The organism is uncultured Pedobacter sp., assembly GCF_913776295.1.
Classification (GTDB): Bacteria; Bacteroidota; Bacteroidia; order Sphingobacteriales; family Sphingobacteriaceae; genus Pedobacter.
In genome coordinates this window covers 1-26,049 of sequence record NZ_CAJYOJ010000012.1, presented here as the reverse complement: position 1 = coordinate 26,049, position 26,049 = coordinate 1, and the positions used below count along the sequence as shown (strand labels likewise).

Genomic DNA, 26,049 nt, shown 5'->3' with positions numbered 1-26,049 from the left:
TGGTAAATAAATTATTTATAACCTCGCCACAACGGCTATTTAAACGCTTGTCTGGAAAACAATCTCTATACCCATTTGATAATAACATCTACAAAACTAAAAATATTTGTGTCCACACGGTAGGATTTTACATCGGGATCAATCGGCAGAAGCGGGAGCCGGACTGAATAAACCTAAATGTGGTGGTCCTGCTTTCCAAAAAAAGCATTACAATACAATTAATACTTCTTGGGATCGCTTCGTGATTCGCAATAACGGTCAAGAAAGATCCTTCGTGCCTACCATTGACGTTAATTTTTAATTATTTGATAATTAGTCATTTATGAAATATGCATTTCCATCCAACAAGGCCTTCGCACTGGGTCTCCGTTCTACTTAAGTCCGGCCTAACAAATTTTTCGGACTCCACCGACCAAGCCCTATTACTTGCTTTAAAAGAAAATTTTCAGCCGGCATTTTTTGTTACTTTTTGATGCCAAAAAGTAAGAGCCCTTCGGCGGCGGCGAGCCCAGGCAAGACTGAGCCGTATGGCAAGTAATTAGTTACGTCATTTATATTGATTTTTATAAAATAAATTATTCCTCAGGATGACAGATACTGCTTACAGACCCAAATATTCAGGTATTTCTTCTACAAATTGAAAGCTGCCTTTTTCCAGATCCATTTTGGCATAAACATGCTGCAAACCGTTTGTTAATACGATCCATTTGGCCTGATGGATCGAATTGTACCGTGAGGCCTGATCGAAAACCGATGGTGTAATTTTTACCTGTGGTGCTTTACATTCAATCAACATCAGTTTTTCTCCCGCAGTATTGTAGACTAAAATATCACTTCGTTTTTGCAGCTGGTTTAACACCAAACCACCCTCAATCTGGATTAAGGTACGCGGGAATTTCTTCTCCAGGATCAAACTTTGGATAAAATGTTGACGAACCCATTCCTCTGGCGTAAGTACCAGGTGTTTCTTCCTTAGCTCATCGAAAATAAATACCACATTATCTTTCCTGGTAATTTTAAAGGGGTAGGGTGGAAGGTTAAGTGGAGTAGGAGTGAACATTTCAGTTGGCAGTTTTTAGTTGGCAGTTTTCAGTTGGCAGTTTGCAGTTTTCAGTTATCAATTTAAGGTTAACGGTTAGCATAAACTGCAATTCCAGCTTCAAAGTTAATTAATTTTGAATGATGCTGAAAAAGTCTGTTGTCTGATGTCTCAAATCTCATGTCTCAGATCTCAAATCTATCCCTCACATCTTAATTTATAAACATTTACCCAAATCCTTAAACCTAAATTGTAATTTTACAGGCAATGACTGCTGCCGAAATTATTAAAGATCTCAAAGCCCGAAAGTTCAAACCTGTGTATTTATTGCATGGTGAAGAATCTTACTATATCGATCAAATAACTGATTATATTGAAGATAAGCTGCTGAACGATGCCGAGAAAGGCTTCAATCAAACCGTTTTGTACGGGAAAGATACTGATATGGCAACGGTTTTGGGGGCTGCAAAGCGTTACCCGATGATGTCTGATTACCAGGTAGTGATCGTGAAAGAAGCGCAGGATTTAAAGTGGGGCAAGGAAGATAGTTCAAAAGAAGGCGAATTTGTACTCAGTTATTTCGAAAAACCGCTACTGAGTACCATTTTGGTGCTGGCTTATAAATATGCCAATTTCGATAAGCGCAAAAAAATCTATAAAGCCATCAATAAAAGCGGACTGATTTTTCAGTCAGATCCGGTTCGCGATTATAAACTGGTACCCTGGATTGAAGAATTTATTAAAGAGAAAGGTTACAAAATCGATCAGCAGGCATCAGCTTTAATGGCGGAGTATCTGGGTACCGATCTTTCTAAAATTGCCAATGAGATTGAAAAGTTGATGTTAAATGTTTCGAAAGAAGTAACCATCAATATCGATCTGGTTCAGAAAAACATAGGCATTAGTAAAGAATATAACGTTTTCGAATTGCAAAAAGCGCTAGCTATCCGCGATGTGTTGAAATGTAATAAAATTATCAATTACTTCGCCAGCAACCCTAAAGCCAACCCTACCGTTATGGTTTTGGCCAATTTAGGTGGCTATTTCACTAAACTCCTCAAGTATCATTATATCCCGAATAAGGCCGATGCGGCATCGGCTTTGGGCGTACCACCGTTTTTTATCAAAGATTACGAAGTAGCGGCAAGAAATTACAACACAGGAAAAGTTTTTCAGGTAATCGGTTTACTCCGCGAATACGACTTAAAAAGCAAAGGACTGGATAGCACCGGTAATGTTGATGATGGAGAACTCCTGAAAGAACTGGTATTTAAGATCGTCCACTAAACATCACGACCCCGTTCCTTAATCAATATTTCAAACGTAGCGTAAAACTTCCTTGCAGAAAATCTCGCTAATTAGTCTGGTTTTCTATCCAATGCAACACCATAAAATTTCCTCATGTCTTCAGGAAAAACCAAATAGATATCAGGTAGCATTTATCCATTTTTAGTAAAAGGTTTTACCTGAGCTGTGCCATGATTATGCTATCGTTTGTCTTATTTAAATTTAACTTTAATTAGTTGTAAATTAACCGATTGAACGGTTTGTGGGCGAACGTCTTTGTAAACTGATCTGCTAATGATATATTTGTTATGCAACCGATTGTTTTGCTACACTAAACCAAATGAAATTATGATCTATAAACGAATGATTTGCTGCCTGGCGCTTTTAACCAGCTGCGTAACTTATTCTTTGGCCCAAAATGCCAACCCTTATGTCATCAATCCAACAACTAAACCTTATTTATTGCGAAGCTTCCTGATGTTTGAAGGAAAAAAGCGTACCCATGTGATTTCTGTAGGTACGCCCGAAAAGATAAATTATGCTTACGATCTGAAACAAGGTGCCCTGCTGGAGCTGTGGCGCGGTGATTTTTTGGATGTAAGGGAAATGTGGGAAGATAGGGGAGAACCTCAGCTGGCCAAACCTTTAGGTACCGTTTTAACACTTTCGGCAGCACCAGCTCTTGCAGTATTGGCTGATAAAGATGCCGCATGGCCGGATTCTATCGCGTTTGACGATCTCCAAAACCAGGGCTATGTTTTGGATAAAAGCAAAATGCCTACATTTTTATATTCGGCTAATGGTGCCGATGTAAGCGATAAAATAGTCGTTCTAGATGGTGGCGCAGGACTCAGTCGAACCATTAGCGTCAAAAATAGCAAACAGGCGTTGTATTGCAGAATTGCAGTTGGGGCAAACATTGAGGCGCATAAAAACAACAGTTATGTTATTGGCGAAAGAGCTTACACCATAAAAGTAGCTGATGGTGCAAAAGCTTTCATCAGGAAGACCCAAAGTGGCAAAGAATTGCTGGTACAACTGGCCAATGCAAACGATTCGTTAACCTATTCCATCACCTGGTAATCAAGACATGAAAAAATCAACATACTTATTGTTTCTTTTGTTGCTGGGCACTGGTCTGGTAACGGTAAAAGCACAAACACAAGCACAAACAGAAAAACAGATTTATCCCATCGTAACCGTTCCTATTCCAAAAGAAATTGCGCTTGAAGTGGGTGGAATGACTTTCTTGCCTGACGATGAGCTGGCAGTGGCTACCCGGAAAGGCGAAGTTTGGATCATTACCAATCCGTACATGAAAAACGGACAACAACCCAAATACCGTTTATTTGCGCACGGCATGCACGAAATTTTGGGCCTAAACTATATCAAGGGAGATCTTTACCTCACCCAGCGTGCAGAAATTACGCGCCTGCGCGATCTGGATGGTGATGGTGAAGCTGATGAATACCGCACGATGTACTCCTGGCCGCTATCAGGTAATTACCATGAATACGCCTATGGCCCCATATTGGATAAAGATGGCAATATGGTGGTTACGCTTAACGTGGGCTGGATTGGTTATGGCGCCAGTTTATCTAAGTGGCATGGCTGGATGCTCAAATTTACGCCTGATTTCAAAATGAAACCATTTGCAACCGGTTTCCGCTCGCCGGCAGCAATGGCACTGAATGATGATGGTGAAATATTTTATGCCGAAAACCAGGGCGACTGGGTAGGCTCGGGCAGCATTACCCATGTAGAGGAAGGCGATTTCGTAGGGAATCCCGCCGGATTGGTATGGGCCGATCAGCCAGGCTCGCCGGTAAAGCTTCGCACAAAAGATATCCCTGATACCGGTGAGCCTGAATTTGAAGTGGCCAAAAGGGTTCCTGGATTAAAAACCCCTTCGGTATGGATTCCGCATTCCATTATGGGCAATTCTACTTCAGGTATTCTTAATTATACCGATAAGGGCAATATGGGGCCTTTTAAAGGACAACTTTTTGTAGGCGACCAAGCACAGAGTAACATCAACAGGGTATTTTTAGAAAAAGTTAAAGGCGTATACCAGGGTGTGGTATTTCCTTTTCGCAGGGGATTTTCTTCTGGTATACTCCGGATGAACTGGGGCTCGGATGGCAGTATGCTGGTGGGGATGACTTCGAGAGGATGGTCATCAACAGGTAAGGCCGAATACGGACTGCAGCGTTTAACCTGGTCGGGTATTGTGCCATTTGAAGTACAAACGGTAAAGGCCCAGCCGGATGGTTTTGAGCTGGAGTTTACCCTACCGGTTGACGAAAAAACAGCACGCGATGCCGGCAACTATAAACTCTCTACTTTTACTTATAAATACCACCACATTTACGGTAGCCCGGTTATCAATCAATCGGCACGTAGCATTAAAGCAATAGTTGTTTCTCCGGATCATAAAAAGGTCCGCCTGGTTTTGGATAGTTTAAAGGAAGGTTATATCCATGAAATTAAAATGGAAGGATTGCGCGCTGAAAACAGCAAGATCCCTTTATTGCACGATTACGGATATTACACGATGAATAAAATTCCTGATGGAGAAAAGCTGGCACTTGCTGACGAAAATAAACCCACCGGTACTGCACCAATGGCACATCATATGGAGGGTATGGACCATCACCAGATGGGCAACACGCCTGCAGCGGGCGGCGCCGTTAAAGGCAATACCGATATCACCAAACACGTAACGCAACAGCCCGAAACCTGGGCCAAAGGACCGGATAAAACAATTGTACTGGGAACCAAACCAGGTTTGAAATTTGACCTCACTAATATCACCCTAAAGGCAGGTACCAAGGTAAAATTGACCTTTAAAAATGTGGATGATATGTTGCACAACTTTGTGCTTACTCTGCCGGCATCGGGTAATGCCGTAGGGGAAATGGCCTTAAAAATGGGCCTAACTGGCGAAAAGTACGACTTTGTTCCCGCCACACCTAAGGTGTTGGCTTATACCTCATTGTTACAACCCGGAAAATCGGATACAATTTATTTTACCGTACCGAGCAAACCCGGCACATATCCTTTTATCTGTACCTATCCGGGCCATTATATGGTGATGAAGGGCCAGATTAAAGTGGTGAAATAATATATAATGATGATGTTTTATTTATGGTTGTTCAGGTTTTGTTTTTTGTCATCCTGAACACGGTGAAGGATCTTTTTAAGACAGATTTATGAATATATAATAGAATATTATAGTGCAATGCAAAATAAATAATATGATGTTACAATAGGTTGGCAAACCACCAACTCTGGATTTGATAGAAACGGCTTACTCATTCGCTTGAGTAAGCCGTTTTAATTTATTGCGAAACAGAAGCCCCCTTCTGTCCGTAGCGTTAAGGGTAGCGTCTCTACGGATACAAGAATAAAATTGAGTTTAAAACTCAGTTAAAAAAATCATATGCTCGCTCTCTATTATTAATCCGTAGGGGCCTTCGGAACTGTACGGAAAGATGCCGGTCATTCGTCTACAAATTCAGTTTTATTTTTTCTGATAAAATTTACCTGTAATTGTTGCAAATTCTCGGTTTTATACAGCTTATAAAATTGCTGGTCAAATTCGTTTAATGGATTGTCATCATAGGATTTGCTAAAACCATCTAACGTTCCGTCTTGATGTTGTGTTATTTTGGAATTTTCCTTAAGAAAGATGTCATTAGCCTGCTTGGTCAAATTGGCAAATTTGTTTGCCCCTACAAAGTTTAAGGCCTCAGGTAAGTGTTTAGAAAATTGTCCGCTTGAATTAAAATAGAATTGATTGTAACCACCGTTGTTTACTTCAGATTCCAGTAGCCAAATCATATAGATAGCCTGTCTTGATTTGTTCCAACGCATTACAGTTTCATATTCTTTTTTGTAATCTGTTGGTTGTTTCTCTGATAAGTTGTCAAAAACTACCTGCAATAACTCCTGATCAGGAGTGTTGTCGATAATTTGACTTGTTAATTTTTTATGTATTGGCCTGTTCTTGAATGTTTCTATTGAATTGGCAAGTTGGTCCTGAATTTCTTTTGACAGTTTGCCATCATCTTTTTTTTCCTGACCGGAACAACCAAACAAGTTTAATATTGTTGATATAAAACCAATAACGCTTAAAATTTTTACCCTTAGCATATAGTTAGTTTGGTAATTGTGTGAGTATTTTGGACAGACTTTGCTTATGGTTGACGAAGTTCAATCTTAATTTAATCGGACACTTGAGATGGAGCATAGATTTAATTTGGTGTGTTAAGATATTGATTTTTTATTGAAAATGGAGCATAGATCTTAATGTCCATTACCTTAAGCATTGGCCAGACTTGTGCTTTAGCAGTATTTTAAAGATTAAAATCTCCTCAAGGGATCGTCATTGCGAGAAGGCTTTTTCAGCCGACGAAGCAATCTTATAGCAAGGATCACAAAGATTGCTTCCCCGAAAAAACGGGGCAGGCTGTTGTTCCTCCTCGCAATGACGACCGCGCTGATGGATTCTGCCGATGATAGATAGCCGAATGTTATTTATTTCGATTTATTATGCTTAAGGAGTCTTATAAGACTTGCGCTAGTAATACATTAACCACCCAGCCCTTCGGGCACCCCTCCCTAACAAGGAGGGGAGTGGTCCCTCATAGCTGCATAAGGTAAAGGACCAATAAAAATCTGAACGTTTATACTGTGGCTACTAAACAGATCGTTTCATTGCTTTCATCAACCTCAAAAGCATTACGCCAGGCATCGCAAGCAGCAAGCCAATCAAAAATCATTTTATAGGCTGCGGTAATTTCGGCAGAAAAGTTGAGGCTTGCACCTTCGTAACCTTCTTCTTGGAAAATGTATTCATTTAAACCATAATATAACAGTTCAGTCAGGTTTTCGATATCAAAATGGCCAACGGACTGCAGTTGATAAACCTGGTTTTGGGCATATTGCTTAAAGGTGCTTTCATTGACCAGCGGTTTCGCTTTGGTTAATAGCTTGATGATGTTATTTACATCGTAAAGCGTGTTGGCAATGGTATTGTGTTTGTGTTTGCCCGAACGTGGATCGGGACCGGTACAGGCACTGAGCATTTCAGTAAGGAGTTGATTAACATCCGATAAACTGATCATATCGAAATAGGCTTCAATCAGTTTCCGGAAGGTACTTACAGCTGCTACCTCATTCGGGAGCTGTGTGTCTGGGTTTTTACAATTGTTAGTCTGCATAACATTGAAATTAAAGTTCCTGGACGCTGCAGACTAACAAATAACTCTTTTCAGAGAAATTAGAAAATGCGTTTCTAAAACGCTCGTCCAGGAATATTTTTAAAATTTAATTTTTGAAATTGATCTCTCTCTGTTAGGTGAAAAAATATGTTATTTATTAATCTGCATAGGCAAGATAGCAACAATAAATCAATCTACAAAATCTTTTTTGCTCAAATAGGCCATAAATAGGGGCTGTTTGATACTTGCAGTCGGCAGTTCTATAAAAGCAGTTAACAACATTATACTTGCAGTTAATCGTTTTGAACTTGCAGTTAGTAGTTTTATACTTACAGTCGACAGTTCAGACGTCGCGGTCGATAGTTCAGAGGTTGCGGTCGTTAGTTCAGGCTTTGCGGTCGGTAGTTCAGACGTTGCGGTCGATAGTTCAGACGTCGCGGTCGGTAGTTCAGACGTTGCGGTCGATAGTTCAGACGTTGCAGTCGGCAGTTCAGAGGTTGCGGTCGATAGTTCAGAGGTTGCGGTCGATAGTTCAGACGTTGCGGTCGACAGTTCAGACGTTGCAGTCGACAGTTTAAAGGTTGCGGTCGATAGTTCAGACATTGCAGTCGATAGTTCAGATGTTGCGATCGATAGTTCAGGCATTGCAGTCGATGGTTTAGGCTTTGTAGCCGATCGTCAGTTAGTCATTGTGCCACCATGAGCTTGTTCTCTACTATTGTTAAATTTCATTTCTCCTGTTTTTGTATCCTTAACTCTTTACAGTTTTTTGGTTCATACTGTTGCGATGTATTCCTTTTTTCAAACTGTTGGTTAATTTCGTTTGTTATCGTTTTGTTTATTTTATTTGTTTCGTTTATTTCGTTTGCGTATTTTTGTTAACTTTGTATCAAATTTCAGCATGATTTCAACCGATCAAATGCGCCGTCCTTCCAAAACAGAGCAGAAGATGGCCATAGAATCTTTACCAGCTTTATCATCCGTACTCTCCAACATCCATTCTGAACAGACGGAGATTGAGATTGAGGAGACGGGCGAACGCATTAAGATACCTGCCAGGGCTTTGGTATTTCTCGGCGATATTTTAAAGGCTATGGGCGAAGGCAAACCTGTTTCTATCGTTCCGGTGGCCACAGAGGTAACTACCCAAAAGGCCGCCGAGATATTGGGATGTTCAAGACCATATTTAGTGAAATTACTGGAAGAGGGGGCTATTGAGTTTATCAAGGTGGGCAAGCACCGCAGGATAAAATTCGAAGATGTTGTGGCTTACAGGGAAAAAATGAAGGTTCAGCAAAAGAACAACATTATCGACATTATGGGCGCTGACGAGGAACTCGGCTTGTATGATTCATAGTGACTCTTACAGCTTATACCTATCCATATCGATCTTTATTCTGATATTCACCGAATGAAGGTGCATATCTACAGGAATATTGTAAATTTGTATCTTAAGTCAAGCTATGATCACACAAGAAGAATTAGAGCATCTATTGCCGCTTTTAGAAACAGAAAGGATTGAAAAAACCATTTCCTTAACGGATATGGATAAGTATGGGGAGGCGATCTGTGCTTTTAGTAACGATTTAGCTGCTAACCAAAAGCCGGGCTATTTGATTATCGGAGCAAATGATGATGGAAGTTTGGCGGGTTTGAATATAAGTGAAAATTTTTTGCAGACTTTATTAGGATACCGTACGGATGGAAGGACTGTTCCGCCACCGGCGATGATTGTACGCAAATTTACTTTTCCTACGGGAGATGTAGCGGTAGTGGAAGTTCAGCCTTCTCTGGTTCCGCCTGTTCGTTACAAGGGAAAGGTATGTATCAGGATTGGTCAGAGAAAGGGTACTGCCAATGAGGCCGAGGAACGTATTTTAAGTGAAAAGCGTTCGACTTTTGCACGATCATTTGATACGCAGCCGGCTTATGAAAGCCAGATCGAGGAACTCAGTACGGATATTTTCAAGCTTACCTACCTGCCTACCGCTATCGATGAGGCAACGCTGATAGCTAATGGACGTGAAATCAAACAACAGCTCTCGTCTTTAAAGTTTTATGACCTGAAAGCGGATGTGCCGACTTATGCAGGAATTCTCATGTTCGGAAAAAACCCTCGTTTTTATCTTCCTGGAGCCTATGTACAGTATGTACGTTTCAGGGGGGAAGATGAGGTAAGCGAATTTGAATATGAACATCGTTTTGACGGTGATTTAACGACCCAAATGCGGGTGATGGATGAATTTATAAAGTCACAGATAAGCAAAAGGGTACAGATCAATCTTGGTGAAGATTACCATACAGCATATCCTGCTTCTGCAGTTCAGGAGTTGTTGTATAATGCCATTATCCATCGGGATTACCAGTCAAATGCACCTATCAAATTCTATGAATTTTCTAATCGGATCGAAATTACAAATCCCGGGGGGTTATATGGTGATGCGAGACCAGAAAATTTTCCAAATAAAAATGACTATAGGAATCCAACGATGGCTGAAGCAGCCAAAAATCTTGGATTTATCAATAGTTTCAATGTTGGGGTTAAACGTGCGATCGCTGCTTTGAAGGCTAATGGTTCTCCTGATCCTAATTTCATTCTGGATCAAGCTACTTCATTCGGAGTAATCATCTATAAAAAGAGATAATATGAAGACAATTGTTTTTTTTAATAATAAGGGTGGAGTTGGCAAAACTACCCTGGTCTATCATTTTACCTATATGCTTGCGGAAATGGGATATAAATGTTTGGCTGTAGACCTGGATCCACAGACAAACCTTACATCTATGTTCCTTAGCGATGATCGTTTACAGGAAATCTATGACAATGACTATTCCCGTCCAACGATACTGGAGAGTATAAAACCGGTTAACAGGGGTATCGGAGATATCCAGCCTGCCCATGTTGAATTTATCGATCTCAATATTGGCCTTATCCCTGGAGATCTTGAACTTTCCCTCTTTGAAGATAAGCTAAGTAGCAACTGGGGAGGGTGTCTCAATCGGGACGAAGCGGCATTCCGGACCATATCCTCTTTTTACAGGATAATAAAGGAAGCAAGCCAACGGATTGATGCTGATTTTAATATCATTGATATTGGGCCTAATTTTGGGGCGATCAATCGTGCTACACTGATTGCGGCGGATTATGTTGTTGTTCCTATGGCTGCTGATCTCTTTTCGCTACAGGGTTTGAAAAACTTGGGCAACAGGTTGACTACATGGCAAACGGAATGGGACGATAGAAGTATAAGAAATCCTGAACCATCATTGGATTTACCGTCTGGAAGGATATCTGCATTGGGGTACGTTGTAATGCAACATGGAATTAAAGAGAGCAGGCCTGTCAAGTCTTATTTGAAATGGGCGAATCGAATTCCAACAGTATTTCGTGAAGCAGTTTTGCAGGAACCTGGGGTGCCTGATTTAAGTGTTAATGATGATGAATATTGTCTGGCACTTTTGAAGCATTATCACAGTCTGATACCAATGGCGATGGAAGCCAGAAAACCTATATTTCTGCTAAAGCCTTCTGATGGTGCAATCGGTGCACACTTGGGAGCGGTTAGAAATAGCTATGAAGATTTTTCGCTTTTAACGCGCAAAATTTTATCATCAATTGATGAGATTCAGGCTGATTTCGTTTAAGGAAATTGATCATCGATAAGAGTGGATTACACTTAACGTTTCTGCATCGAAGTTTGGAACAATAAGGATAACACGTAGTTTTGATTAAGAATATTTGCAGAGTCAAATTAAAGCGGTCCGTTAGGCCGCTTTCTTTGTTTGCGGGGTTAGAGATGTATCTGTGCAATAAAAGCTTTGCCCATGACAATCCAATTTTAAATTGTGATGAGCGTTCTCATTTTCAGTAATGTAACAACTATGGTTAAGTTCATACAATTAATGGAAGCTAAACATAAAAATATAGCTATTGCAGAAGCAGAACTAGATTGGGGATCATTTTAGTCCCATTCTAACACGAGTCTCAGCATTCAAAGCCTTAACTCTTGATTTGACTTGGTCTATGGCAGTATTTTAAAGATTAATTAGGAAAGCACAATTCATCCAACGATAGCCTAAACCCTAAGATTTGCGCTAGTAATGGGTTGATAATCATTATAAATATTTCGAAGTTTTTCAATGTCTAAATCAGGTATTTTTCCTGCCAAAAATTCTACTCTTTCCCATTTTATCGTTCCGGAAATATTCGACAATCGCTCAACCAAGAATAGGGCATGTTCTTTATCAATATAGTAATTCCTTAAATCTTGAGTGCCGAAGTATCTTTTAAGTGCTGCTGATAGTCCCATTAAGCCATACCCATATCTAACTGAAGCTATATAAATTCTTAGTATTTCACTTTTCGACAAAATTTGATTTAGCCATCTACTCATGAAAAATTCTAATATTTTCCTTTTAAATTTGTTTTGACTTGTAGGGATAAAAATTGTACGAGATAATTGCATTTCTATTGTTGAGCCCCCACTTTTTATTAGATTGTATTTTTTTCTGGTATATGTTATTTGACTTAGGATAGCTCTAAACAAAGACTTATAGCTTATTCCCTCGTGATCAAAGAAATTAGAATCCTCGATAGTAATTAAAACATCCATTAGGTTTTTATAATTAACATTTAGGCGATCAATCTCAATATAACTTAACCTAGCTCTGTAAACAGAGTATTCAAAGTTCTTTAGTATCTTAATGCCTAAAATTCTAGAAATTCCCAAGCATATATGAAGTAATAGGGTTTCGTTTCTATCTAGTAATTTGATTCTGTAGGCATGATAATATGTAGAAAACAAGATTAAAGTTCCACTTATCCATGTGATATTTACATCGTGAAATACATTGAAGGTAAATTTATAATCTTTGAAATCAATCGTATAAAAATTTAGGGTCCAAAGGTATTCTACTAAAATCAAAAACATCCAAAATGGTATGGTTTGAAATTTTAACCACCCATTAAAAAACTTAATTTTAAAAGGATTTGTTGCCCCCTCAATTCTGTCTTTTGGTAATGTTAATTGAATTGAATGATAATCTAATCCCAGCATCGCTCGAAGTGTAACCACCTTTCTTGCGTTAATGGTTATTTCTGTTTGCAAATCAACAAAATATCGTAATAAAAAGAGACAGATAAAGTATGTTAGAAACGATAAAAAAAATAGATTTTTTGTGAGGATATGGCCAAAGTTGATCTTATCAGCATTAAGTACAGTTGTTAGAATAACTGTAACAATACCAATTAATATAGTAGCAAATTGAGTATAAAGCTTTGTTTGACTATTAGATAAATTTTGAGCGCTTTGCAACTCAAGAAGGGCAATATCCCGCTGGCCTTCTTCTATTTTCGATAGAGGGTAATAAATTTCTTTGATATCCGACAAAATGTGTGAGTTCTTTTAGTGAAATTTAGCAAACGACGATATTAATATTAATTGTTTATCTAAAATACTCAATTTTCTATAAGATTCAAATATCTTGCTAAAGTAGAATATTTATGGCAAATTATTTGAAAAACATTTGGTCGTAAATAACTCCCTCTAGCGCGAGCTTTAGCACCCATTGCCTTAAGCATTGTTCTGACTTGTGCTTCGGATAGCATTATTAAGATAAATTAAGGTGGATTAATTAGCCATTAAAATTATCCAGACCATGAAACTACCCCACAGATTGAAGTAGCAATGCTTATTCCTTAATAATATAAGCTTGTGATTTAAATTTTAATACAAATTCCACGGCCTCCTCCATAGTTTTTGGATATTGAACATATTTATAATCTTCATGAATGTGTTGATAAGCAAAACCGTTGGTGATTAAATATTTTGCCAAATCCCATTGTTTGGTATCCGTTTGCTTTGGCGGTCTAAATCGGTGTGAAACGAGTACCATTTTAGATTTACATTCCGGACAAGTAAGGTTAATCTCTTTCGATTCATTATTATATATACTAAATGCCTTTTTACAGTTTAGGCAGATTTTTTTGTGTCCCATTTTATTTAAGGAGGAGGAATAATTTATTATGATTTAACTCGCCTGGTTAAGCAAGGTAACTAATTTTAGTATAAGTTTTTTACTTCAGCTAATCAATTTTATGCCCACCATTCTTCTCAACTTATTTCCTAATCCATTCCCTTTTCTTAGTTTTGAGGGTAAAATAATCGAAACAAATACAAAGCAGCATGAACCATTGGTTAGTAAAATCAGAGCCTTTTAAATACAGTTGGGAAAAATTTAATGAAGATGGCCGTACCTTCTGGGATGGCGTGCGTAATTACCAGGCCCGTAATAACCTGAAAGCCATGAAAGAAGGCGATCTGGTGCTTTTTTATCATAGCAACGAAGGAAAAAACGTAGTGGGCATTGCCAAAGTTGTTAAAGAGTTTTATCAGGACCCTACCACTGATGATGCCAACTGGGTGGTGGTCGATTTAGCTCCGGTAGAAACGTTGAAGAAACCGGTTTCGTTAGAGCAGATTAAAGCTGAACCCAGCTTAGCCGATATTTCATTAATCAGGCAGGGGCGTTTATCGGTAATGCCGCTTAAGGCTACTGAATTTGATAAGATATTGGAAATGAGCGCTGATTAGTTTGGAGTTGGGAGATGGAAGATGGGAGTTTTCATGCTGAGCGCCTATTGCTACGTTCTAAAGTTTTCAGTTGGTAGTTTACAGTTTATAGTTTTCAGTTAGCAATTTCCAGTTTACGATGATCAACAAATACTGATCCAAATACCGAAATACGGATAATAAAAGCCATTTCGGCTTCATTTAGACCGTAGACGTTTCTTCGGGTTTATTTTTACTTAAAGTAATACCCAAGGTCATGACCAGGCTGGTGCCTAATACCACCAGAAACAGGAAAGAAGGGCCAACCTCGGCAACTTTTAGCGATTTAGGCAGGTTAAAATAAAGTAAAATACTAATCAGGCCGCGTGGTGCAATATAACCGATTGGGCTAAGGGCGCCATTTTTAAATACCTTTAAAAAGAAAAACCGAACAGCGAAAATGGTGACCAGAATGAAAAAGCCATTGGCCAGTACAGGCTTGTCGTTTAGCTCGCTGATGTTCATGGTAAAGCCAAAAATAACAAAGAAAAACGTTCTTAAAATAAAGGCACTTTCGGCAGAGAGCTGATACAACTGCGATAAATCTGCAGAAAGGTTTTTATACAGAAATACACTTCTAAACCAGGCATTCCGGATGGTGTCAGCATTGTTTAAAAATAAGCCGGTGCTCAAAATCAATACCAGTGAGGATAAATGGTACGACTGTCCGATGGCATACACCAGAATGAGTATGGAAATAATGAGGAAAAATTTAATGTGGTGCACCAGTTTGCCCATTACATAAAGCAATACCACGCAGGCAATGGCCGATAATAAAATAATTAAAAAAGTGCTCAGCCCTAAGCCTATAAAGGCCGATGTGGTAATAGAATGATTGGTAATGGCAAAGTTGAAAATGATAATACCGAGGATATCGGAAAAGGAAGATTCGTAAATGACAAATTCCCGGTCTTGCTTGCCAAGTGCAGCAGCAGAGGGGATGGCAATGGCCGAACTGATGACACTAAAAGGAATGGCATTGGCAATACAGGTATATAAATCTTTATGGGTAATCTGATAAATAATCAGCGTAATAATGGATGCCGTGGCGAGCAAAATGGTTAGTGCAGAAAAGAAAGCACTTTTGATGATCTTATTTTTTTCGCGATCGTATTTCAGTTCCAGCGAACCCTCAAAAACGATGAGGATTAAACCTACGGTACCGAGTGTGGGTAAAATGGATAGGAAATTAAAGGTTTGTATTTTCAGGTAATCGACCAGGAAACGCAGGCCGATGCCCAGTAACAACAGCAATAAAACCGAAGGTACTTTGGTTTTACTGGCCACTAAATCAAACAGATAAGAGAAAATGACTAATCCGCTTAAAATAATAAGTATGGTATAAGTTGTCATATTTTTTAGCGTAAGGTAAACACTAATGTAAAATAATCAAACCAAGCAGAAAGGAATTTGTTGAAAAAAATTACGCTTTAAAGAAAAGTGCCTTGAGTTCGGTGGCCTCATCAGGACTCATTTTTCCGCCTAAAACCAAACGCAACTGCCGGCGGCGCAGGGCGCCATCAAATAAATCGATTTCTTCGGGTGTTTCCGGAATCAGTTCGGGTACAGGGATGGTACGGGCGCTTTGATCAACTGCAACAAAGGTATAATAGGCCTCGTTACTTTTTTGGCGTGCACCACTTGGGATATTCTCTGCCCATACATCTAAACGCACCTCTACTGAGGTATTAAAAGCCCGGGTTACTTTGGCTTCGATGGTAATCACATCGCCTAATTTAATGGGCTGTTTAAAAGAAACATTATCGACAGAGGCAGTTACCACAATGCGGTTGCAGTGTTTTTGAGCCGAAATTGCCGCTGCAATATCCATCCAGTGGAGCAAACGCCCACCCATCAGGTTATTTAAGGTATTGGTATCATTGGGTAATACCAATTCGTTCATAATGGTAAAACTTTCTCTGGCAAATTTCTTTTTTAAACTCATTTGAGGCAAAAGTAAATAAAATGTGGTGAAATAGCATAGGAAGTAGTTATTCGATGGGTTGGTTTTAAAAAAATTAAGGGGTTGAGGTGAACTTGTTTCGAGGAATCGTCATTGCGAGAAAGTTTTTCAAGTTGACCCTATGATTAGCTTCGCTCAATCGATTCGTATTGCTAAATTCATTTCAGCATCTTTTATGTATTAAAAACATAAGAATCCGAAAACTATAGTTGCGTAAAATATTTTTACCGCTCTATGCCGCGGGGGCATGGTACTTTGACGCGCCAAAGTACCCAAAGCGCTTTGTTAATCCAGCAAGGTGGTTCCGCACAGTCCACGCACATCAAAAAACAGCGGCGCTTCGTTTTGTGTTCTAATTTTTCGAAAGGTTTCAATTGTCGTTTATGAACACAAAACCACTGCGTTTAAGGCTTGGCAATGCTAGCTTTTCTGTAGTGCTTCTGTTTTTTGATTTTTCCTCCACTTGGGATTGACGGCGTTCTTCGCTCCAGACTGTGGTTTCTTAAAGCAAGTATAGCATAGTGCCAAAACTAATGCCCAAAATATGAATCAAAAAAATGACGCATTTTAGAAGGGAAAACATTATTCCAATCTGCGAAAATCTATTTGATCTGCGGGATTACAATAAGAATTCTGCGGTGATCTGCGAGATCAGCGGGAAATAGGGTAAGGCATAGTAAAAAAAACAATTCATCTCCTATCATGTTATCCTTACAAAAATCCTAATTAATGCAAAATCAAACGCTTATCCAATTTTTCCATTGGTATTATAACGAAGAACAAAATTTGTGGACCAAAGTAGCTGCTGAAGCGAGTCATTTAAAAGAGATAGGGGTAACTGCCGTATGGTTACCGCCTGCTTATAAATCGAATAATGCTACTTATGATGTGGGTTATTCGGTTTACGATCTTTTTGATTTGGGCGAGTTCGATCAGAAAGGAAGTGTAAATACCAAATATGGTTCTAAAGAGGAGTATATCAAAGCCATTGAAGCCTTACACGACAATGGAATTGGTGCCTTGGCCGATGCCGTATTTAACCACAAAGCAGGAGGCGATGAACTGGAAAAAATAGCGGTGAAAACGGTAAATCCTGAAGATCGAAACGAATTTACCAGTGATGTTTTCGAGATCGAAGCCTGGACGAAATTTACTTTCCCCGGTCGAAAAGGGAAATATTCTGAATTTATCTGGAACCATGAATGTTTTAGTGGGGTAGATTGGGCAGAGGATATTAAACAGACAGCTATTTATTCGATCCAGAACCATTTAGGGGAAGGTTTTGAAGAGGTTCCCTCTACTGAATTTGGCAACTATGATTACCTGATGTACAACGATATCGATTTTCGGAACCGGGCAGTAGTTGAAGAGTTAAAATACTGGGGCGAATGGATCGTGGAGACGGCTAAAGTAGATGGATTTAGGTTAGATGCGGTTAAACATATCAATCCTGATTTTATTGTGGAGTGGATTGATCACCTGAACCAAAAATATAACCGCGAGTTTTTTATTGTGGCCGAGGATTGGAACGTGGTGGACGTAGCCGGACAATTGAATTATATTGAAATTACCGGCGGGCGAACACAGATATTCGATTCGCTGCTGCACCATAATTTTTTCCTGGCGAGTAAGGAAGAAGATTTTGATATGCGGACGATCTTTGACGGAACGCTGGTGCAGGTAAAGCCAGACCTGGCAGTAACCTTTGTAGATAATCATGATTCGCAACCATTGCAGGCGCTGGAATCGTATGTGGATTTCTGGTTCAGACCTTTAGCCTATGCCATGATCCTGTTGCGCATGCAGGGCATTCCGTGTTTGTTCTTTCCTGATCTTTACGGCGGCATTTATGATGATAAAGACAAAGAGGGCGATGAGGTACATGTGGACTTAGTGGCTATCCCTGCGGTAGAAACCATGAGTAAAATCCGTACAACCCTGGCTTATGGCGAGCAACGCGATTATTTTGACCATGGCGTTTGCGTAGGCTGGACGCGTGCCGGTGATGAAGAACATGAAAATAGTGGTTTAGCCGTATTGTTAAGTACAGGTGAGGAAGGCTTTAAAGAAATGGAAATCGGTAAACACTTTGCTGGAAAAACCTTTATTGATGCTTTGGGCTATCGCCAGCAGGAAGTGATTATTGATGAAAATGGCTGGGCAGAGTTTCACTGCAATGCAGGCAGTGTTTCGGTGTGGGTGTTGAAGGTGGGATAGGATTGCAATCCGTCAATGCCATGGTCTGTGTCCTCACAGACCATTTATCCGCAATTTCGTCACAAGTGGTCTGTGGGAACACAGACCATGGCGCGGAGGGTGCCTGACAATCGCATTTCATCCATACGTCATTCCCGTGCAGACGGGAATCTTAATGCGGTTTATCAGCCCCGCTTAATGCAACTTACGATCGCTGCTAGTCTGAAGAAGTTCGGGATAAAGCCCATGTATGATGATGTAGCGCAGAAAATTTATAATACCTTTCTTATTTAGCGTATAAAACTTAAAGGAAATAATGTATTTTTAATACATGGAAAGAGGTGGTTGTGTTTACATTATGACCAATGTCTTTAACACGGTTTATTACATTGGTGTTACTTCTGACTTACACTCAAGAGTAATTGATCATAAATGCAAAAGATATCCAACTTCTTTTACATCCAAATATAATTGTATAAAGCTGGTTTATTTTACGTTCTATCCTGGCATTGAAGAGGCGATTGCGCAAGAGAAGAAATTAAAGAAATGGAATAGGGATTGGAAAATTAAGTTGATTAGCGATAACAATCCTCAATGGCTGGATTTGTTTAATGAGGAGTTGTGATGTTTAATGATAAAGCATTACGATTCCCAATCGAGTTGGGGATGACGATTGACTCTGAACCATACGTCATTCCCGTGCAGACGGGAATCTTAATGCGGTTAATTAGCCTCCGCTAATGCATTACGATTCCCAATCGAGTTGGGAATGACGATCGCATCTCATCCATACGTCATTCCCGTGCAGGAGGGAATCTTAATGCAGTTTATCAGCCTCGCTAATGCATTATGATTCCCCAATCGAGTTGGGAATGACGTGTGGGTTAGAAACCCGGCTCAATGCTTTAGGAATCCCATCCGATAGCAATCGGATCAAGTTGGGAATGACGATCAATCTAATAAAAAAAATGATTTACAAAAAATTATCCTCTACTCTGTAAGCCGCAATTACAGCCAGTTCGCCTTCTTTTCCACCCTTTGAGTTGCCATGCTCCATACCCATAATACCTTTGTAACCCTTGGTGTGCAGGTGTTTGAAGAGATTTTTATAATTGATTTCTCCGGTTGTCGGCTCTTTCCGGCCTGGATTATCCCCAATCTGGATATAGGCAATTTCATCCCAGCAGCGGTCGATGGTTTTAATTAAATCGCCTTCGGTGCGTTGCATGTGGTAAATATCATAAAGAATTTTACAGGAAGGACTGTCTACCGCTTTACAAACGGCGTAGGTTTCATTGGTTTTTTGCAGGAAAAGCTCTGGTGTATCGCTCAGGGTTTCTAAAACCATAATCAAGCCATGGGGTTCAAAAATTTCGGCTCCGGCACGCATGGCATCAATTACATTGGCAAACTGGTTTCCATAAGGCAGGTTGCGCTCATAAAAGCCAGGCACTACAGTAAGCCATTTGGCATTACAGCGTTTTGCGGCTTCCACCGATTTTTTGCAGGTTTCTACAAATTTATCTTTAAACTCCTTTTTGCCTGTAGTTAAAGAAGTTTTCCAGTTATCGCCACCATCCACTACAAAAACACCCATGCGCATGCCCAGTTTAGCCAGTAAATTTCCGATCTTCTCTTGTTCTTCAACGGAACGGCCCAGGTAACCGTTATCTTCTATCGAACGGAAACCTTTATCGTACATAAACTGGATCTGATCTAAAAAACTTTTGCCCGCATGGTTTTGGAACATCCCCTGGTGTGGCGCATAATCGAGATTAAAAACCTTGTCACCAGCGATAGTTGTCTTCTCAGCAGCAAAAGTATGGGTTATTCCTGCACCGGTAGCCATTGCGCCCGCGGTAAATAAGCTGTTTCTTATAAATTCACTTCTTTTCATCAGTTTGTTTTTGAAAGGATCGTGGTGTAATTAATTTTTTAAATCCAGTAGTCAGGGTGTCAGCTACCTTTCCATCCTTTTGGCGGTATACAAAATAAGCTTCGAGGTTTTTTCTGCTTTCTACAAAAGTCATGGCATCTTTGAGGTGCATGGCCATTAAGGCATTATCATATCCATCGGCTGTAATGGCATCGTTGGCGTAAACGGTAACGCTGATCATCTCATTATCCAGCGGGTAGCCTGTTTTAGGATCAATCAGGTGAGAAATTTTTTTCTTTCCGCTCTGGTGAAATTTACGATAATTACCGGAAGTGGTAATGGCGCCAGAATTGATGGATGCAATGTGTCTGATTACCGGGCTTCCATCTTTATCGGGACCCTCAATACCGATTTTCATGGTTTCTCCATTGGGTTTGGGCCCTGAAATTCTGATTTCGCCTCCCAATTCAGCTACGTACTGCCTTATTCCTTTTTTTTCGAGATAAGCTGCAATTAAATCGACACTGTAACCTTGCGCAATTCCGTTTAAATCGATTTGAATACAGGGTTTTAATTTAGTTAGTATGCCTTCTTTTAGCTTTAGCTTTTGCATACCCACACAAGCCAATATTGATTTAATTATTGCCGGATCGGGTTCATTTTTTGCCTCTTTTGGCCCAAAACCCCAGGCTTGTACCAATGGCGCAACGGTAATATCGAAAATGCCCTTTGTATCCTGGTTGATCTCGAAACTTCTCTTTAACACGTCGTTCATGAAACGATCGGTCTTAATTTCTTTTTCTGTTGCATTAAATTGATTTATCAATGATCCCTTTTTGTAAAGCGACATCGATAAATCAATTTCGTTTAATAAGCTATCGATACCCGCTTTAGTGGCCACACTATCAGTGGCATAGTACATGATGGCATAATCGGTTCCCTGTGCAAAACCATTAATTTTATACTTCTTTAACTCTTTTTTCAGGGCGAAAGCAAAGATTAATGGTAAGATAAAAAGCAAAAACCTGTAACGCATCTATTTAATTTTAGATCACCTTTGTTTGTCCGGGTATGGCGATCGGGTATAATCCTTTTTCGTCAGGCATTAACTTTGGATTGGCATCCCATGCGAAACGATCTGGCATTAAACTGATGTTCGAAGCTAAAGCCTCGTCCCACTTAATGGTCTGACCAGAATAAGTAGCATAGCGACCGATAATTGAAGAAAATGTACTGGTTGCGGCATAATCAACGTTACTGAATTTATATTCTCCCTTTGAAACTGCATCAAACAATTCATCATGCTCTGTTTGGTATGGATTGGCGTTTCCTTTGGTATTATGGTTATACAGTTCTTTGCCGCTATAATCTTTCATAATGGCCTGGTTACTGCCTGAAAGATAAATTTTGCCTTTGGTACCCTGAAAAGTTTCATCCACCCGGTTGCTGATGCCCTCAAAATGGCGACATTGGCTATTGATTACTGCACCATCGGCATAGGTTAATTCGATAGAGTGATTATCATAAATCTCTCCGTAGTCTTTTCCTGTTCTCCAGGCGCGGCTGCCTGTTCCCTGTACCGAAACCGGATGTCCGTTTTTGATCCAGTTGGCAATATCGATATTATGAACATGTTGCTCCACAATATGATCGCCGCATAACCAGTTGAAATAATACCAGTTTCTCATCTGATATTCCATTTCGGTTTGGTTAGCTGTACGCGGACGTACCCAAACACCACCGCTGTTCCAATACACCTGGCCCGACATGATATCGCCAATGGCACCATCGTTAATGCGTTTCATCGACTCGCGATAGTTGGTTTGGTAGCGGCGTTGCAAACCTACTACCACGTTTAATTTTTTCTTTTTTGCTTCTTCGGCTGCGGCCAATACTTTTCTAATACCAGGTGCATCTACGGCAACCGGTTTTTCCATGAAAATTTGTTTATTCTGTTTAACCGCTTCTTCGAAATGGATCGGGCGGAAACCGGGAGGCGTGGTTAACAGCACCACATCAGCTAATGGAATGGCTTTTAAATAAGCATCGAAACCCACAAACTGGCGCTCTTTAGGAACATCCATCTTTGCAGCAAATTTCGAACTTAAGGATTGGTAACTGCCGTCCAGGCGATCCTGAAAGGCATCGGCCATGGCCACCAGTTTAATATTAAATTTAGTGCTTAATGCCTGAAAAGCTGCTCCGGTACCCCGATCGCCACAGCCTATTAAGGCAATTTTAATCGTGTCTGACCCTGATGCATAAGCGCCGGCCAATGGAATACTGCTTAACATGGCGCCGCTGGCCAGTATGGCTGTAGCTTTTAAAAAATCGCGACGATCTTGTTGGTTGATTGGTTTTTTCATGTGTTTAGTTTTTATTTTGGTTAGATAGTGTAGGGTTAAAAGTCTTTTATGGGTTGTTTGTTGTAGTAGGCATCTATTTCAGCTTTTGAAGGCGTTTTAGCTGGTCGGACTAAACGCATCCCAACAAAAGGTGCTTCAGGAAACCACCAGTTACTTTTCGGGATTTGCGGATCTAACTGTTTCCACGCCGGATCGGATGCTAATCTGGCTGTTGACGTTAAATTGTTTGCTGTTTCATCATAAGAGCCGCCGCGAACTACATTTGGATAAAGTTTATCGGGTATGGCCACCGGGTTTTCTGCAATTTTATCTTTGCTCTTATTATAGAAGTCAGGAATGTATTGGTCGTAGGTCCATTCGCTCACGTTTCCATACATATCAAATAATCCCCATGGGTTTGGTTTTTTTTGTCCTACCTGGTGTGTTTTGTTATCGCTGTTATCTTTAAACCAGGCATAATCGCCTAATTTGGAAGCATCATCGCCGAAAGAATAACTGCCTTCGGTTCCGGCTTTGCAGGCATATTCCCATTCAGCCTCAGTTGGTAAGCGATAAAAAACACCAGTACGCATATAAAGCCATTTACAAAACTGGATGGCGTTATACTGCGTCATGGCTACGGCTGGCTGGTTCGCTTTACCCATGCCAAAAGTCATGTCAAGGTAGGGTTTTGTCGGCCTGGTAACGGCATCCACTTCAGCAGGAATAGCGCTCGTGCTGGCTTGTTTTTCATAATCGCGGTAGAGGAAAGGTTCGAAAATATCCCAGGTGACTTCATGTTTTCCGATCCAGAAAGCATCGAGTTTAACCTCGTGAACGGGTTGCTCATCTGGTTTTCCTGTTTTACTGCCCATTTTAAATTTGCCTGCCGGTATAGCCTGCATATCGAATTTTAATTTGGTTCCATTAATGGCTTGTGTGTACGATTGGTTGTTCGTTTGTGCTAAAATCTGCGTGCAGGGATAGAGGATTAATGTTAAGGCAATTAACTTTTTAAACATGATTATTGGTTAGATATGCTTGATCTTTTAGTGATTATCTGGTAACTTTCTAAAACACTAAAGTAAATAACCACATTTAAAACAACGAAAATTTATGTAACAATAAAGGTAGGTATATCAATATTAAAAGTCAATTTGACAATTAAAGCGATTTTCATCTTGAGGGGTAATCTATTGGATAAAATCAATATTATCGATGGTAAGATTCAACTTATATACCTTCTTATTAATCGTCATTGAGAGAAGGCTTTTTCAGCCGACAGCCTGCCCCGACTTTACGGGGAAGCAATCTTTTCAGGCAGGATCATCAGCATGATAGATTGCTTCGTCGTTCCTCCTCGCACTGACGACTTTTTCAAGCCTGTCAACGGTAACTTGCTTCAAGATCTATTCGGTGAGGAACCTTTGAATAAATTCCACCTGTATCTGGTTATATTAGACCGTTACAGGCAAAGGGTTTTACCATATAAGGGGTGTGAGGTCATTTAAGCTTATGATTTTGTAATGGTTCTGCTTACCTGTTGTCTGAAATTTTATTGCTTAAATTGGTAAAACCAACCAGGGTATCCCAGCGTGCACCCGGGCGACGGTAATAAACGAAAATCTGGTAACTGTTTTCGGTCTGGAAAAATGCACCCTCGAAAGGTTTAGTTTCCATTACTTTCGTGTCCTGGTTGTACCAGGCATACTCATAATCATAAAGACCTTGTTTAAGCATCACATTGCCATAAAATTGTTTTCTATTGGCATCATAAAGCAATTTGTTTTCATTGCTCATGGAATAGTTATTAAACCGGCCAACCACATAGGCATCGCCATTAGGGCTGGGCGAAGGGGCATTTAAGGTAAATAAAACACTCATATATTCTGCCTCTGTTTTATCGTCGCGCCCGTCGGTATTACGGATAAAAAAGTTTCCGTTTTCATCGTACTGGTTGGCAAAAGCACCTACCGTTCGCGGTGCATCCTGAAAAAGTATCACATTTACGGATTGATTATCGCGATAAATATCTTTAACGTTATCTGCCTTGTAACGCAAACTCCTGGTGTCAAACTTTCTAAACTCGTTATCGCCCCAAAAATCATTGGTGTTGAGGTCGTTATAAACCAGTTGATTTGGTCGTACAAAGGCTGGTTTAGTACTCACCTGGATGGTATTGGCATTAAAATTCTGCATCACCACAGCTTTTATATCCTGATAGGGGTTTGGGATCGGGAAGGTATGATTGATGGTAAAGTTGATCTTTTGTTTGTAGTTCCGGTTCTCTACCTGCATGGAGTTGCTGATATCTGCTGCTACCGCCAGCTGATTATCAAGCAGGTAAAAGCGTTGCGAAATAACCGGTTTGTTTTTATCGCCGTCTAAATACACTTTTAATACATAATTGCCCCCGATTTTTGGTTGGATCTGATTATTAGGCAAGCTGATTTCGTAGTGCGTATATTTCCGTGCCGTATTGGATGAATAGCGGTAGTTGATAATGCGGTCGTCGTTAAAACTCCCTAAATAATCAATGCTCGAAATTCTGGAAGTTTCCCATTCTGCAGTGCAATGTTCAATGGTGTACCAGTAATTTTGGGTGCCCGCAAGAAGGTCGTCAAAAGAAAAAGTTATCATTTCTGATGAATTGAGCAGGATAACAGGTAAACTTTGCTCTTTATTGCTGTTGTAGCAAAGCACAGTCTTAATATTTGGAAGATAAATTTTATTCTCGTTGGTAAACTTGTTATCGTTTTGCGCAAAGGCAAATGTAGAGATGAAAAATAAAACCGTAAATACTATTTTCTGCATGGTTAAAAGTAAAGTTTTATCGGGAAGGGACAAAATGGAGTTTTGGTGATTGCGGTGAAAACAATTTGTTCAGGGTTGTCAACTTGAATAGTAAGGTGGCAAGAAAGTTGATAACTCTCTAATTAATTTATTCGTGGTGTCAGATATACTATCTCTGGCGCAAGCATGTTTTTGTTTGAAAATAAGCCACGGAAACACGGATTAACACGGAAGATTTTTCGGCGTATCACCATCGCGACCGGAATGGAGGGATCTATCCAGGACGAAAATAATTGCGAATGATACAGCGATTTTTCGAGTTGTTTGGCAACCTTGAATACACTGTCATGCTGAGGGATAATTTATTGGATAAAAATCAATATGAATGACGTATACATTTCTTTTTTTGCCCCAGGGCTAAGCCTTGCCTCGGCTCGCCGCCGCCGAAGGGCTCTTTCTTTTTGATGTCAAAAAGAAACAAAACCGAGGCATTGCCGAGCTCATTAATACAAATAAAAACAATAGACAACCATTAATAAAACACCGGCTGAAAATTTTTCTTTCGAAGCCAGTGGGATGGCTTTGTCAGTGGAGCCCGAAAAATTTGTTAGGCCGGATTTAAGCGAAACGGAGATACGGTGCTACGGCCTAGCTACGCGGAAATGCATAGGTTCCGCAAGTCGCTCATTAATAAATAATTGCAAAATAACGTCA

At 40.0% G+C, this 26,049-nt stretch carries 22 protein-coding genes; 10 read left to right on the top strand and 12 right to left on the bottom strand.

What is annotated here, in order from left to right; translation table 11 throughout:
• Positions 1-601: 601 nt before the first annotated feature.
• The gene (locus tag QZ738_RS02315; RefSeq protein WP_293783961.1) at positions 602-1,060 is read right to left on the bottom strand and encodes a type I restriction enzyme HsdR N-terminal domain-containing protein; all 459 of its coding nucleotides are present in this window, start codon (positions 1,058-1,060) and stop codon (positions 602-604) included.
• Between the two features lie 246 nt (positions 1,061-1,306).
• On the opposite strand from QZ738_RS02315, the gene holA reads away from it, so the two are divergent.
• The 3 genes from holA to QZ738_RS02300 all read left to right on the top strand — a co-directional run bounded on the left by holA (position 1,307) and on the right by QZ738_RS02300 (position 5,450).
• Positions 1,307-2,326 (top strand): DNA polymerase III subunit delta, encoded by a 1,020-nt coding sequence (holA, locus tag QZ738_RS02310; RefSeq protein ID WP_293783958.1) that lies wholly within the window; start codon positions 1,307-1,309, stop codon positions 2,324-2,326.
• A gap of 348 nt (positions 2,327-2,674) precedes the next feature.
• The gene (locus QZ738_RS02305; protein ID WP_293783955.1) at positions 2,675-3,409 is read left to right on the top strand and encodes a hypothetical protein; all 735 of its coding nucleotides are present in this window, start codon (positions 2,675-2,677) and stop codon (positions 3,407-3,409) included.
• A 7-nt stretch (positions 3,410-3,416) separates the two neighbouring features.
• Positions 3,417-5,450, top strand: a complete 2,034-nt coding sequence (locus tag QZ738_RS02300) for a plastocyanin/azurin family copper-binding protein (protein WP_293783952.1) — start codon at positions 3,417-3,419, stop codon at positions 5,448-5,450.
• A 377-nt stretch (positions 5,451-5,827) separates the two neighbouring features.
• Here the strand turns inward: QZ738_RS02300 and QZ738_RS02295 are convergent, their stop codons facing one another.
• Both QZ738_RS02295 and QZ738_RS02290 read right to left on the bottom strand, forming a co-directional pair.
• On the bottom strand, positions 5,828-6,481 hold the full coding sequence (locus tag QZ738_RS02295; protein ID WP_293783949.1) for a DUF4375 domain-containing protein: 654 nt from the start codon (positions 6,479-6,481) through the stop codon (positions 5,828-5,830).
• 533 nt (positions 6,482-7,014) lie between these two features.
• Positions 7,015-7,551 (bottom strand): hypothetical protein, encoded by a 537-nt coding sequence (locus tag QZ738_RS02290; protein WP_293783946.1) that lies wholly within the window; start codon positions 7,549-7,551, stop codon positions 7,015-7,017.
• A 238-nt stretch (positions 7,552-7,789) separates the two neighbouring features.
• Between QZ738_RS02290 and QZ738_RS02285 the strand changes: the two genes are divergently transcribed.
• The 4 genes from QZ738_RS02285 (at position 7,790) to QZ738_RS02270 (ending at position 11,196) form a co-directional block, all read left to right on the top strand.
• On the top strand, positions 7,790-8,254 hold the full coding sequence (locus QZ738_RS02285) for a hypothetical protein (RefSeq protein ID WP_293783943.1): 465 nt from the start codon (positions 7,790-7,792) through the stop codon (positions 8,252-8,254).
• Between the two features lie 198 nt (positions 8,255-8,452).
• Entirely contained in the window at positions 8,453-8,908 is a 456-nt protein-coding gene (locus QZ738_RS02280; RefSeq protein ID WP_293783940.1) for a helix-turn-helix domain-containing protein, read from the top strand.
• Between the two features lie 106 nt (positions 8,909-9,014).
• Complete coding sequence (locus QZ738_RS02275) at positions 9,015-10,196, top strand: ATP-binding protein (protein ID WP_293783938.1); 1,182 nt, start codon at positions 9,015-9,017, stop codon at positions 10,194-10,196.
• A gap of 1 nt (position 10,197) precedes the next feature.
• Positions 10,198-11,196, top strand: coding sequence for a ParA family protein (locus QZ738_RS02270; protein ID WP_293783935.1), 999 nt, complete (start codon positions 10,198-10,200; stop codon positions 11,194-11,196).
• Between the two features lie 431 nt (positions 11,197-11,627).
• Here QZ738_RS02270 and QZ738_RS02265 read toward each other — a convergent pair whose 3' ends face one another.
• Positions 11,628-12,941, bottom strand: coding sequence for a biosynthetic peptidoglycan transglycosylase (locus tag QZ738_RS02265; RefSeq protein ID WP_293783932.1), 1,314 nt, complete (start codon positions 12,939-12,941; stop codon positions 11,628-11,630).
• Positions 12,942-13,242: 301 nt separating this feature from the next.
• Positions 13,243-13,548 carry a hypothetical protein gene (locus QZ738_RS02260; protein WP_293783929.1) on the bottom strand — a complete coding sequence of 102 codons (306 nt, stop codon included), beginning with the start codon at positions 13,546-13,548 and terminating at the stop codon, positions 13,243-13,245.
• Between the two features lie 188 nt (positions 13,549-13,736).
• Here QZ738_RS02260 and QZ738_RS02255 point away from each other — a divergent pair, with 188 nt between their 5' ends.
• Positions 13,737-14,144 carry an EVE domain-containing protein gene (locus QZ738_RS02255; protein WP_293783926.1) on the top strand — a complete coding sequence of 136 codons (408 nt, stop codon included), beginning with the start codon at positions 13,737-13,739 and terminating at the stop codon, positions 14,142-14,144.
• Positions 14,145-14,324: 180 nt separating this feature from the next.
• Here the strand turns inward: QZ738_RS02255 and QZ738_RS02250 are convergent, their stop codons facing one another.
• Both QZ738_RS02250 and QZ738_RS02245 read right to left on the bottom strand, forming a co-directional pair.
• On the bottom strand, positions 14,325-15,515 hold the full coding sequence (locus QZ738_RS02250; RefSeq protein ID WP_293783924.1) for a sodium:proton antiporter: 1,191 nt from the start codon (positions 15,513-15,515) through the stop codon (positions 14,325-14,327).
• A gap of 70 nt (positions 15,516-15,585) precedes the next feature.
• A complete protein-coding gene (locus QZ738_RS02245; protein WP_293783922.1) occupies positions 15,586-16,107 on the bottom strand; it encodes an acyl-CoA thioesterase in 522 nt (173 codons plus the stop codon).
• Positions 16,108-16,854: 747 nt separating this feature from the next.
• Here QZ738_RS02245 and QZ738_RS02240 point away from each other — a divergent pair.
• A complete protein-coding gene (locus QZ738_RS02240; RefSeq protein ID WP_293783920.1) occupies positions 16,855-18,342 on the top strand; it encodes an alpha-amylase in 1,488 nt (495 codons plus the stop codon).
• Between the two features lie 310 nt (positions 18,343-18,652).
• The gene (locus QZ738_RS02235) at positions 18,653-18,946 is read left to right on the top strand and encodes a GIY-YIG nuclease family protein (RefSeq protein ID WP_293783917.1); all 294 of its coding nucleotides are present in this window, start codon (positions 18,653-18,655) and stop codon (positions 18,944-18,946) included.
• A 348-nt stretch (positions 18,947-19,294) separates the two neighbouring features.
• On the opposite strand, the gene QZ738_RS02230 is transcribed toward QZ738_RS02235, so the two are convergent.
• The 5 genes from QZ738_RS02230 to QZ738_RS02210 form a co-directional block, all read right to left on the bottom strand.
• Positions 19,295-20,218, bottom strand: a complete 924-nt coding sequence (locus QZ738_RS02230; RefSeq protein WP_293783914.1) for a TIM barrel protein — start codon at positions 20,216-20,218, stop codon at positions 19,295-19,297.
• Entirely contained in the window at positions 20,205-21,233 is a 1,029-nt protein-coding gene (locus QZ738_RS02225) for an FAD:protein FMN transferase (protein ID WP_293783911.1), read from the bottom strand. Before QZ738_RS02225 ends, QZ738_RS02230 begins: the two co-directional genes overlap by 14 nt.
• Positions 21,234-21,243: 10 nt before the next feature.
• Positions 21,244-22,563, bottom strand: a complete 1,320-nt coding sequence (locus tag QZ738_RS02220) for a Gfo/Idh/MocA family oxidoreductase (protein WP_293783908.1) — start codon at positions 22,561-22,563, stop codon at positions 21,244-21,246.
• A gap of 35 nt (positions 22,564-22,598) precedes the next feature.
• Positions 22,599-23,564 carry an SUMF1/EgtB/PvdO family nonheme iron enzyme gene (locus QZ738_RS02215; RefSeq protein ID WP_293783905.1) on the bottom strand — a complete coding sequence of 322 codons (966 nt, stop codon included), beginning with the start codon at positions 23,562-23,564 and terminating at the stop codon, positions 22,599-22,601.
• A gap of 514 nt (positions 23,565-24,078) precedes the next feature.
• Entirely contained in the window at positions 24,079-25,356 is a 1,278-nt protein-coding gene (locus tag QZ738_RS02210; protein WP_293783902.1) for a DUF5103 domain-containing protein, read from the bottom strand.
• Positions 25,357-26,049 lie beyond the last annotated feature (693 nt).

Coding starts and splice junctions, on each gene's coding strand:
- QZ738_RS02315 (WP_293783961.1), bottom strand. CDS start 1,060: ATGTTCACTCCTACTCCACTTAACCTTCCACCCTACCCCTTTAAAATT.
- QZ738_RS02210 (WP_293783902.1), bottom strand. CDS start 25,356: ATGCAGAAAATAGTATTTACGGTTTTATTTTTCATCTCTACATTTGCC.
- QZ738_RS02230 (WP_293783914.1), bottom strand. CDS start 20,218: ATGAAAAGAAGTGAATTTATAAGAAACAGCTTATTTACCGCGGGCGCA.
- QZ738_RS02240 (WP_293783920.1), top strand. CDS start 16,855: ATGCAAAATCAAACGCTTATCCAATTTTTCCATTGGTATTATAACGAA.
- QZ738_RS02280 (WP_293783940.1), top strand. CDS start 8,453: ATGATTTCAACCGATCAAATGCGCCGTCCTTCCAAAACAGAGCAGAAG.
- QZ738_RS02305 (WP_293783955.1), top strand. CDS start 2,675: ATGATCTATAAACGAATGATTTGCTGCCTGGCGCTTTTAACCAGCTGC.
- QZ738_RS02290 (WP_293783946.1), bottom strand. CDS start 7,551: ATGCAGACTAACAATTGTAAAAACCCAGACACACAGCTCCCGAATGAG.
- QZ738_RS02260 (WP_293783929.1), bottom strand. CDS start 13,548: ATGGGACACAAAAAAATCTGCCTAAACTGTAAAAAGGCATTTAGTATA.
- QZ738_RS02300 (WP_293783952.1), top strand. CDS start 3,417: ATGAAAAAATCAACATACTTATTGTTTCTTTTGTTGCTGGGCACTGGT.
- QZ738_RS02215 (WP_293783905.1), bottom strand. CDS start 23,564: ATGTTTAAAAAGTTAATTGCCTTAACATTAATCCTCTATCCCTGCACG.
- QZ738_RS02220 (WP_293783908.1), bottom strand. CDS start 22,563: ATGAAAAAACCAATCAACCAACAAGATCGTCGCGATTTTTTAAAAGCT.
- holA (WP_293783958.1), top strand. CDS start 1,307: ATGACTGCTGCCGAAATTATTAAAGATCTCAAAGCCCGAAAGTTCAAA.
- QZ738_RS02245 (WP_293783922.1), bottom strand. CDS start 16,107: ATGAGTTTAAAAAAGAAATTTGCCAGAGAAAGTTTTACCATTATGAAC.
- QZ738_RS02235 (WP_293783917.1), top strand. CDS start 18,653: ATGGAAAGAGGTGGTTGTGTTTACATTATGACCAATGTCTTTAACACG.
- QZ738_RS02275 (WP_293783938.1), top strand. CDS start 9,015: ATGATCACACAAGAAGAATTAGAGCATCTATTGCCGCTTTTAGAAACA.
- QZ738_RS02270 (WP_293783935.1), top strand. CDS start 10,198: ATGAAGACAATTGTTTTTTTTAATAATAAGGGTGGAGTTGGCAAAACT.
- QZ738_RS02255 (WP_293783926.1), top strand. CDS start 13,737: ATGAACCATTGGTTAGTAAAATCAGAGCCTTTTAAATACAGTTGGGAA.
- QZ738_RS02250 (WP_293783924.1), bottom strand. CDS start 15,515: ATGACAACTTATACCATACTTATTATTTTAAGCGGATTAGTCATTTTC.
- QZ738_RS02295 (WP_293783949.1), bottom strand. CDS start 6,481: ATGCTAAGGGTAAAAATTTTAAGCGTTATTGGTTTTATATCAACAATA.
- QZ738_RS02225 (WP_293783911.1), bottom strand. CDS start 21,233: ATGCGTTACAGGTTTTTGCTTTTTATCTTACCATTAATCTTTGCTTTC.